We start from the raw sequence: 8917 nt of genomic DNA on the forward strand, positions 1-8917 counted from the left end.
CCGCCGCCCACCTGTTTCGCGTGGTTGGGGGAATGGACAACGCGTTCAGCCGCCTTTACGCCCCCCCCTCGGCGGCCATGCCAATCCGGCTGGCCCCCCGCCTCTTTCCGCTCCCTCCTTCCCCCCGCTGACGTCCACGCAACAGGTGTTTAATTTTTTAGGTCATGTGTAGCTTTTTGCTAAACACAAACATAGAATGCCTGAGATGGTCAGACAGCAATAATGAAAGCAAAAACCACGGAGCGACAACCGGCGCCATGACAGACCGGCCACGTTCCGACACCGATTCGCGGCGGCCAGCCCGATGCGGCGCCGACCGCACAACGTCGAGGAGATAGCAGATGAGCAATAAGGATTTGATGCAACGTAAGGCCGACGCCACCCCGCGCGGCGTGGGCGTAATGTGCGGATTCTTCGCCGATCGCGCCAAAAATGCCGAAATCTGGGATACCGACGGCAAACGCTACATCGACTTCGCCGGCGGCATCGGCGTCTTGAACACCGGCCATCTGCACGCCAAAGTGCAGGCCGCGGTCGCGGAACAGCTGTCCCGCTTCAGCCACACCTGCTATCAAGTCGTTCCCTATGAATCCTATATCCGCCTGGCCGAACAGCTGAACCAACTGACCCCGGGCCAGCACGCCAAGAAAACCGCGTTGTTCACCACCGGCGCCGAAGCGGTGGAAAACGCGGTGAAAGTGGCGCGCGCCGCCACCGGCCGCGGCGGCGTGATCGCCTTTGGCGGCGCCTTCCACGGCCGCACCCTGCTGGGCATGGCGCTGACCGGCAAAGTGGTGCCGTACAAGGTCGGCTTCGGCCCCTTCCCCGGCGATGTCTACCACGCCCCCTACCCCAACGCGCTGCATGGCGTTTCGGTGGAGGACTCGCTGCGCGGCCTGGAAAAACTGTTCAAGTACGATGTCGATCCCAAGCGCGTCGCCGCCATCATTTTCGAGCCGGTGCAAGGCGAAGGCGGTTTCTACAATGCGCCCAGCGAATGGGTGGTGCAGCTGCGCAAGATCTGCGACGAACACGGCATTCTGCTGATCGCCGACGAAGTGCAATCCGGCTTCGCCCGCACCGGCAAGCTGTTCGCGATGGAACACTATCCGGTGCAGGCCGACCTGATCACCATGGCCAAATCGCTGGCCGGCGGTTTCCCGCTGTCCGCGCTGACCGGCCGCGCCGAGATCATGGACGCGCCGGCGCCCGGCGGCCTGGGCGGCACCTATGCCGGCAATCCGCTGGCGGTGGCCGCCGCGCTGGCGGTGATAGACGCGATCCAGGAAGACAAATTGCTGGAACGCGCCAACCGCCTCGGCGCCTTGCTGAAGGAAAAACTGCACGGCCTCAAGGGCGCGGTGCCGCAGATGGCCGAAATCCGCGGCCTGGGCGCGATGCTGGCGGTGGAATTCAACCAGCCCGGCAGCCAGCAGCCGGACCCCGACTTCGCCAAGAAAGTGCAGACCAAGGCGCTGGAATCCGGCCTGATTCTGCTCACTTGCGGCGTCTACGCCAATGTGATCCGCTTCCTGTTCCCGCTGACCATAGAAGACGCCGTGTTCGAAGAAGCGCTGGCCAAGCTGGAGGCCGCGCTCAAAGCTTAAGAGCCTGTTCCAAGACCAAGGCCCGCGCCGGCGGCGCGGGCCTATCCGACATCGCTGCGTTGGAGACCCGCATGTTGAATTTGAAAGACCCCTCGCTGCTGAAACAGCAGTGCTATGTGAACGGCGCCTGGATAGACGCCGACAACGGCGAAACCATTCCGGTCAGCAATCCCGCCACCGGCAAGATCGTCGCCCATGTGCCCAAGATGGGCAAGGCGGAAGCGGAGCTCGCCGTCGCCGGCGCCGCCGCCGCCTTCCAAGAATGGAAACGCAAGCCGGCGAAGGAGCGCGCCGCCATCCTGCGCCGCTGGTTTGATCTGGTGATGGCCAACCAGGACGATCTGGCGATCATCCTCACCAGTGAGCAAGGCAAGCCGCTGGCGGAGGCCAAGGGCGAGATCGCCTATGGCGCCTCCTACATCGAGTGGTATGCGGAGGAAGCCAAGCGCCTGTACGGCGACACCGTGCCCGCGCCCGGCGCCGATAAACGCATCCTGATCACCAAGGAACCCATCGGCGTCGCCGCCGCGATCACGCCGTGGAACTTCCCCAATGCGATGATCACCCGCAAGGCGGCGCCGGCGCTGGCCGCCGGCTGCCCCATCGTGGTTCGTCCGGCCAGCCAGACCCCGCTGTCTGCGTTGGCGCTGGCGGTGCTGGCCGAGCGCGCCGGCATTCCCGCCGGCGTGTTCTCGGTGCTGACCGGCGGCTCCAGCGAGATCGGCGCGGTGCTGACCGGCAGCGACGCGGTGAAGAAATTCTCCTTCACCGGCTCCACCGAAGTCGGCCGCAAACTGATCGCCCAGTGCGCGGACACCGTCAAGAAAGTGTCGATGGAACTGGGCGGCAACGCCCCCTTCATCGTGTTCGACGACGCCGATCTCGACGCCGCGGTGGAAGGCGCCATCATTTCCAAATACCGCAACGCCGGCCAGACCTGCGTCTGCGCCAACCGCTTGCTGGTGCAGGACGGCGTCTACGACGCCTTCGCCGAGAAGTTCGCCGTCGCGGTGGCCAAGCTGCAAGTGGGCAACGGCCTGGACGCCGGTGTCACCCAAGGCCCGATGATAGACATGAACGCGGTGGCCAAGGTGGAAGAGCACATCGCCGACGCGCTGGCCAAGGGCGGCAAGCTGGTGGCCGGCGGCAAGCGCCACGCGCTGGGCCACAGTTTCTTCGAGCCGACGGTGATCACCGATGTCACCCCGCAGATGAAGGTGGCCAAGGAAGAAACCTTCGGTCCGCTGGCGCCGCTGTTCCGCTTCCACAGCGAGGCCGAGGCGATCCAGATGGCCAACGACACCGAATTCGGTCTGGCCAGCTATTTCTACGCCCGCGATATCGGCCGCATCTTCCGCGTGTCCGAAGGCTTGGAATACGGCATGGTGGCGGTCAATACCGGCATTCTGTCCAACGAGGCCGCGCCCTTCGGCGGCGTCAAGCAATCCGGCCTGGGCCGCGAAGGCTCCAAATACGGCATCGAGGATTATCTGGAAATCAAATACGTGCTGCTGGGCGGCATAGACCAGTAAAGCGCCGCGCCAATGCGAAACGGGCTGGAAATCCAGCCCGTTTTTTTTGACAATCGCGACCGCGCGCCTAATGGAACTTGGCCAAGGTCTCCGACAAGGGAATGCCGGCCTCCTTCAGACACTCGGCCAGATCGCGCCAGGTTTCCTCGCGCTCGGGCGCCACGTCCGGCGTCACCAGCCACGGCGCGTGCGCCGCCACTTCCTCGCGACCACGCAGGCGGAAGCCCACCTCGTAACCCTGCATCTCCGGCTGGTATTCGGCGATGGCTTCCAGCTCCTGCACCCCGCCTGCGCTGGCGGCCAGCAAGGCCGCGGTCACGCCCAGACGCTTGCGGTTCCAGGCGCGCACGCCGGTTTGCACGGCCTCCCACCACGGCAGCGGCGCGAACAGCTCGGCCTCGCCATATTCCATCTCAGCGCCCACCGCCTGCTGCACCAGCGGCATCGCCGCGTCCAGCGCCTTGCGCGCCAGGCGTCGCGCCTGTTCCGGCGGCAAGGCGCCGCGTTCCACCAGGAAGGGAATCCAGGCCAGCACCAGTTGCGGCTCATTGGTCTTGCGCGCCGCTTCATAGGTGGCGCGCGAGGAGTCCGGGTCCAGCGGCGCGAAGTCGCAGCCGGCATCCATCACCGGCGCCAGCTGCACCAGGTCCTGGCAGGCGCGCTCGTTCAGCATCTCCAGCGTGAACAAGGTGGGGGAAATCCACAGTATCGACTGCTCCGGCACCTCCAGCGCATCCGCCAGCGCCACTTCCAAACGCTCCAACTGCGGGAAATGCCACCACACGCCGCCCTGAGCGCGTGAAAACGCGAACGGCAGCGCCCACAACTCAAAGGAAGCCACCGAGCCGTCCTTGCGCATCACCTCGGGGAAGGCGATCGCGTCGCGCGCGCTGTTCACCAGCAGCTGGCGCGCGGCGGGTTGCGACAGCAAGGCCAATTGCGATTCGGTGAACACCGCCTGATCGCCGGCCGCCAGCGCCATCTGCACTTCGCCAGCCAGCTGCGCCCGCTCCATAGGCTGATCCACCGCGCGGCGCGCCAGCTCCACCAACTGCTTCACCGCGCGGCCGCGTTCCGCCGGCGGCAGCGGCTCGGTTGGCCCGGCGCGCATCTCGCGCGGCTCCGGACCGGCCGCCTCGCGGTCGGCGTAAGCCTTGTGCAAGCGCTGATACGCCTGCATCGCTTCGTCGCAGATCGCCTGCAATTGGCCGACGGTGGGCATTTCGTCTTCATTGCTGAAATTGAAATCAAACAGACGCAGACGCAGATTGCAGACGTATACCGTCACATTGTCGGCCTCGTCGAACAGCATGGCGCTGGCCAGACCTTCGCGGTCACGGCCGGGGAAGTCGGTATCGTCGTCGCCCAGCAGCCGGCATACAAAGGCCGGCGCCTCGGTGTGAATCAGGTACTCGGAGCCTTCCAGGCCCTGATCGTCGACGGCATCACCGAAAATGAAACGGTTGGGCAAGAACGGCTCGCCCTTGATGCGGGCATTACGCGGCAGGGATTTCATCAGGCAGCAAATCTATTCAATAAATCAGATACTCATTGTACCTGCCTAGCGTGGCGGCTTGAAGTCCGCCGGCCAAATCAATCTCCGCCGCGGCATTGCGCCAGCGTCCGTAGCTGCCGCCCCGCCGCATCAAAATTGTCCGGCGCCAGCCAGCGCTCCATGCCTTGCCGCAGCGCCGGCCACTCCTTATCCAGTATCGAGAACCAGGCGGTATCGCGGTTGCGCCCCTTGTAAACCATCGCCTGACGGAACAGACCCTCGAAACGGAAACCCAGCCGCTCAGCCGCTTGGCGCGACGGCAGATTCAAGGCGTCGCACTTCCATTCATAACGCCGGTAACCCAATTCAAACGCCTGCAGCATCAACAAATACATCGCCTCGGTCGCCGCCGGCCGCCGCTGCAGCGCGGGCGAAAAATTCAAATGGCCAAGCTCGATGCAGCCCATCGCCGGATCGATGCGCAGATAAGCCACCACCCCGACGGCCAGATCGGTGGCGCCATCCACGATCGCGTAAAAGTGCGGGTCCGGCCTGGCCTGCTGCGCCGCCAGCCAGTCTTGATAATCCTGGTACGCCGCGAAGGGGCCATAACTCAGATAGGTCCAGTTGCGCTCGTCCGCGGCCATCGCCGCGAACAGCGCCGGGCCATGGCTGGCCGCGTCCAGCGGCTCCAGCCGGCAAAACCGCCCGCTCAGGCTCCGTCGCGGCGGCCAGGCCGCCGGCTGCCAGTCCGTAACCGGCAAGCCCACCATCTGCCCCAAGGCATTGCGGCTGCCGGCCGCGGCCAAAACGTCGACATCGGCGATGCTCATTCCGCCCTCCCTCAGCAATTGCAGCTCACGGCGGCGCCGGCGCGCGCCGTCGTCGCATAGCCGTCGCGAATCCACCAGTCCAAGCCGCCCTGCAGCTCGCGCACATTGAAGCCCAAGCGCGCCAGCTTGAGCGCGCCCTTGGTCGACGCATTGCAGCCTATGCCGTCGCAGAACGATACCAGGACCGCATCCTTGGGCAGCTGCGCGGTGCTCGCCTCATCCATGCTCCGGTGCGGCACGGACAACGCGCCGGGGATGGTTTCCTGCTGATACGCCTCGGGCGCGCGCGCATCGATCAACAATAAACGCTCGCCGGCCTGCAAGGCGCTCCAGACATCGGCGGCATCCATTTCATATGCCAGCTTGGCCGCGTAAAAGTCCTGTTGCGTCAGCATCGAATCTCTCCTGTTGCGCTGAAAATACTGTTAGCCTAAGCAACAAGTCATTCCCTTTACAGTGCCACCATGCAGAAATTAAAGGAACCACTTTGCCCGCCGACTGGTTGAGCGAATACCTGCGCGGCCAATTGCAGCGCCAAGGGGCGGAAAGCCTGGCGCGCCAGTTGTATCGACTGCTGCGCGAACTGATACGCGAAGGCAAGCTGGCGGGCGGCGCGTCTTTGCCGGCCAGCCGCGCGCTGGCGGCGGAGCTGGCGCTGGGCCGCAACACCATTCTCAACGCCTACGAACAACTGGGCGCCGAAGGCTATCTGGAAAGCCGCCACGGCTCCGGCACCTATGTCGCCACGCTGTTCGACGCGCGAAGCGCGCCGCCGCCGCGCGTGGAACAGCATCCAGGCCTGTCACAGCGCGGCCAGCGCGTCGCCGCCGGCTGTACCCTGCCCATAGGGCTGAATGGCGCTTTCGCGCCGGGCGCGCCCGAGCTGAAGCGCTTCCCGCACGCGCAATGGCAGCGCTGCCTGCAAGCCCATGTGCTGCATCCACAGCCGGAAAACCTGCACTACCGTCACGACGGCGGCCTGCCGGCCTTGAAGCAGGTGCTAAGCCAGTACTTATACCTGGCCCGCTCGGTGCGCTGCCGCCCGGAGCAGATCATCATCACCCAGGGCGCGCAGCAAGGCCTGGAATTGCTCGCCCGCCTACTGAGCGACCCCGGCGATGTCGCCTGGGTCGAAGACCCTGGCTACAACGGCGCTCAAGCGGCCTGGCGCGCTGCGGACATGACGATCGAACCCATTCCAGTCGATGCCCAGGGCATGGCGCCAGAGCCGCGACACCACGCCATTCCGCCACGGCTGATCTACATCACCCCGTCCCACCAATACCCGACCGGCGTCGTCATGTCGCTGGCGCGGCGGCTGGAATTGCTGCAGCTGGCGAAACAGCACGACAGCTGGATCATAGAAGACGATTACGACAGCGAATTCCGCTACACCACCCACCCCATCGCCTCCTTGCAAGGCCTGGCCGACAGCGAGCGCGTCATCTATCTCGGCACCTTCAGCAAGGTGATGTTTCCGGCCTTGGGACTAGGCTATCTGGTGCTCCCCGAAGCCTTGGTGGACCCTTTCCGCCGCGTGCAGGCCCGCCTGTATCGGGAGGGCAATTACCAAGTACAAGCCGCGCTGGCCGACTTCATCGAGCAAGGCCACTTCGCTCGCCACATCAAGCATATGCGCGAGCTGTACCGGCTGCGACAGCAATTGCTGTGCGGCACCCTGCGGCATGCGCTCGGCGACGCGCTGCCCTTGTCTGCCGGAGAGGCCGGCCTGCATCTGGTGGCGCAATTGCCCGACGGTTTCGACGAATGGGAACTGAGCCAGGCGGCGGCCCGGCAACGGCTATGGCTGCGCCCCATGCTCAAGCACTTCATCGGTCCGGCTGATCGCTGTGGCCTGGTGCTTGGCTATGCCGGCGTGGAAGAGCATGATATCCGCGCCGCCGCGCTCAAATTGGCGGCGCTATTGGAAGCAAGATGGAAATGAAACCGAAATTATTGGTCAGCGCCTGCCTGCTCGGGCAGCCGGTACGCTACGACGGCCAGGCCAAGCCGCTGTCGGAACAGGATTGGCGGCGCTTGCGCCAGAAATTCGACCTGATCGCCGCCTGCCCCGAATGCATGGGCGGCCTGCCAACCCCGCGGCCGCCGGCGGAACTGCGCGGCGGCGACGGGACCGCGGCCTTGCGCGGCCAGGCCGGTGTGATCACAGCTACTGGAGAGGATGTCAGCGCCGCCTTTATTGATGGAGCCGGCCAGGCCTTAGATCTGGCGCAAGCCCATGGTTGCCGCCAAGCGCTATTGAAGGCCAACAGCCCTTCCTGTGGCAGCCGCCGCATCTACGACGGCCGGTTTTCCGGCACGCTCAAGGACGGAGAAGGCGTGACCGCCAGCCTGTTTCGGCAGGCCGGCATCGTGGTCTGTTCGGAAGAGGACATCGACGTGCTGCTCGACGCCCCTTCCCGCCAAGCAGCGCAGCAATCCGAATTCTCATGATGCTTGCGCGGCAATGAACAGGCTCTAAGCCGTCGTGGGCAGAAACTCCAGACGCCCGCCGTTCAGGTGATACATCGCGCCGACGATCTTGATCTGGCCGTCACGTTCCAGTTTGGCCAGCACATCGCTGCGCTTGCGGATCTGTTCCATCGTGTACAGCACATTGCTGCGCGCCACCGCGTCGACGAAATCAGCGTTCTTGCTGCTGCGCTCGCCTGCATACTGGGTTTGCGCGATCGCAGGCCGGATACGCGCCAGCAAACCGGTCAGATTGCCCATCTCCACATGGTCTATCGCGCCCTTGATCGCGCCACAACCGGTATGCCCCATCACCAGCACCACCTTGGCGCCGGCCGCCGCACAGGCGAACTCCATGCTGCCCAGCAGATCGTCATTAACCACATTGCCGGCCACCCGAGAATTGAAGGTTTCGCCGATACCGGAATCCATCACGATCTCGGCCGGCGCGCGCGAATCGATGCAGCTGAGCACCACCGCCGACGGATACTGCGCGCCGACACTGGAACGCTGCTGCGCCAGATAATCATGCCGCAAGGGCTTGCCGCTGCGAAAGCGCTCATTGCCCTTCGCCATTGCCGCAATCACCTGATCCGGCGTCATCGCATCGCGCTGCGCCTTGCTCAAGGATGCCGCGTAAGCCACGCCGCTCAAGGCGCCGCCAGCACCGATGGAAAACAGCGCCGCCGCGCCCAAGGCCGTTTTCAACACCGTGCGCCGGCCCAAAGTCTCGCCGGCATCGGCCAAATCATATTGCTGCTTGCTCATTCCCGTCCTTCCCTAGCGTTGTTGTATAAGGCTTTCTGATTTTATTCACCAAACATGCAATTAGATGATGATTGCCAGCTTGGTTCATTCAGCAAAGCAATATTTCAAACAGATTAGAGAAGACGTGGACCAACGAGCAGCATGTCCAATGCCCAAACGCAACAAAGCCTCCCCGAGGGGAGGCTTCCGTGTCGGCGTTTCCACCGCGCC

The 8917-nt window shown here is 64.3% G+C and carries 8 protein-coding genes; 4 read left to right on the plus strand and 4 right to left on the minus strand.

Features of this window, described 5'->3' with window-relative positions:
* Positions 1 to 341: 341 nt before the first annotated feature.
* Complete coding sequence (gene gabT, locus ACE3QM_RS20460) at positions 342 to 1607, plus strand: 4-aminobutyrate--2-oxoglutarate transaminase (RefSeq protein WP_231463919.1); 1266 nt, start codon at positions 342 to 344, stop codon at positions 1605 to 1607.
* Positions 1608 to 1678: 71 nt separating this feature from the next.
* Positions 1679 to 3139 carry an NAD-dependent succinate-semialdehyde dehydrogenase gene (locus tag ACE3QM_RS20465; RefSeq protein ID WP_374424466.1) on the plus strand — a complete coding sequence of 487 codons (1461 nt, stop codon included), beginning with the start codon at positions 1679 to 1681 and terminating at the stop codon, positions 3137 to 3139.
* Between the two features lie 67 nt (positions 3140 to 3206).
* Here the strand turns inward: ACE3QM_RS20465 and ACE3QM_RS20470 are convergent, their stop codons facing one another.
* The 3 genes from ACE3QM_RS20470 to ACE3QM_RS20480 all read right to left on the minus strand — a co-directional run bounded on the left by ACE3QM_RS20470 (position 3207) and on the right by ACE3QM_RS20480 (position 5862).
* Positions 3207 to 4655, minus strand: a complete 1449-nt coding sequence (locus ACE3QM_RS20470) for a hypothetical protein (RefSeq protein ID WP_048411748.1) — start codon at positions 4653 to 4655, stop codon at positions 3207 to 3209.
* Positions 4656 to 4732: 77 nt separating this feature from the next.
* Positions 4733 to 5467 (minus strand): GNAT family N-acetyltransferase, encoded by a 735-nt coding sequence (locus ACE3QM_RS20475; RefSeq protein WP_374424469.1) that lies wholly within the window; start codon positions 5465 to 5467, stop codon positions 4733 to 4735.
* An 11-nt stretch (positions 5468 to 5478) separates the two neighbouring features.
* Entirely contained in the window at positions 5479 to 5862 is a 384-nt protein-coding gene (locus tag ACE3QM_RS20480) for a rhodanese-like domain-containing protein (RefSeq protein ID WP_048411750.1), read from the minus strand.
* A gap of 92 nt (positions 5863 to 5954) precedes the next feature.
* On the opposite strand from ACE3QM_RS20480, the gene ACE3QM_RS20485 reads away from it, so the two are divergent.
* Together ACE3QM_RS20485 and ACE3QM_RS20490 are read left to right on the plus strand one after the other, a co-directional pair.
* Positions 5955 to 7412 carry a PLP-dependent aminotransferase family protein gene (locus tag ACE3QM_RS20485; protein ID WP_374424471.1) on the plus strand — a complete coding sequence of 486 codons (1458 nt, stop codon included), beginning with the start codon at positions 5955 to 5957 and terminating at the stop codon, positions 7410 to 7412.
* Positions 7409 to 7921, plus strand: coding sequence for a DUF523 domain-containing protein (locus ACE3QM_RS20490; RefSeq protein ID WP_374424473.1), 513 nt, complete (start codon positions 7409 to 7411; stop codon positions 7919 to 7921). The genes ACE3QM_RS20485 and ACE3QM_RS20490 overlap by 4 nt, the downstream gene beginning before the upstream one ends.
* Positions 7922 to 7945: 24 nt before the next feature.
* Here ACE3QM_RS20490 and ACE3QM_RS20495 read toward each other — a convergent pair whose 3' ends face one another.
* The gene (locus tag ACE3QM_RS20495) at positions 7946 to 8707 is read right to left on the minus strand and encodes a carbonic anhydrase family protein (RefSeq protein ID WP_048411753.1); all 762 of its coding nucleotides are present in this window, start codon (positions 8705 to 8707) and stop codon (positions 7946 to 7948) included.
* Positions 8708 to 8917: the final 210 nt, after the last annotated feature.

Source organism: Chromobacterium sp., assembly GCF_041912965.1.
Lineage (GTDB): Bacteria > Pseudomonadota > Gammaproteobacteria > Burkholderiales > Chromobacteriaceae > Chromobacterium > Chromobacterium aquaticum.

Coding starts and splice junctions, on each gene's coding strand:
- gabT (WP_231463919.1), top strand. CDS start 342: ATGAGCAATAAGGATTTGATGCAACGTAAGGCCGACGCCACCCCGCGC.
- ACE3QM_RS20465 (WP_374424466.1), top strand. CDS start 1,679: ATGTTGAATTTGAAAGACCCCTCGCTGCTGAAACAGCAGTGCTATGTG.
- ACE3QM_RS20470 (WP_048411748.1), bottom strand. CDS start 4,655: ATGAAATCCCTGCCGCGTAATGCCCGCATCAAGGGCGAGCCGTTCTTG.
- ACE3QM_RS20475 (WP_374424469.1), bottom strand. CDS start 5,467: ATGAGCATCGCCGATGTCGACGTTTTGGCCGCGGCCGGCAGCCGCAAT.
- ACE3QM_RS20480 (WP_048411750.1), bottom strand. CDS start 5,862: ATGCTGACGCAACAGGACTTTTACGCGGCCAAGCTGGCATATGAAATG.
- ACE3QM_RS20490 (WP_374424473.1), top strand. CDS start 7,409: ATGAAACCGAAATTATTGGTCAGCGCCTGCCTGCTCGGGCAGCCGGTA.
- ACE3QM_RS20495 (WP_048411753.1), bottom strand. CDS start 8,707: ATGAGCAAGCAGCAATATGATTTGGCCGATGCCGGCGAGACTTTGGGC.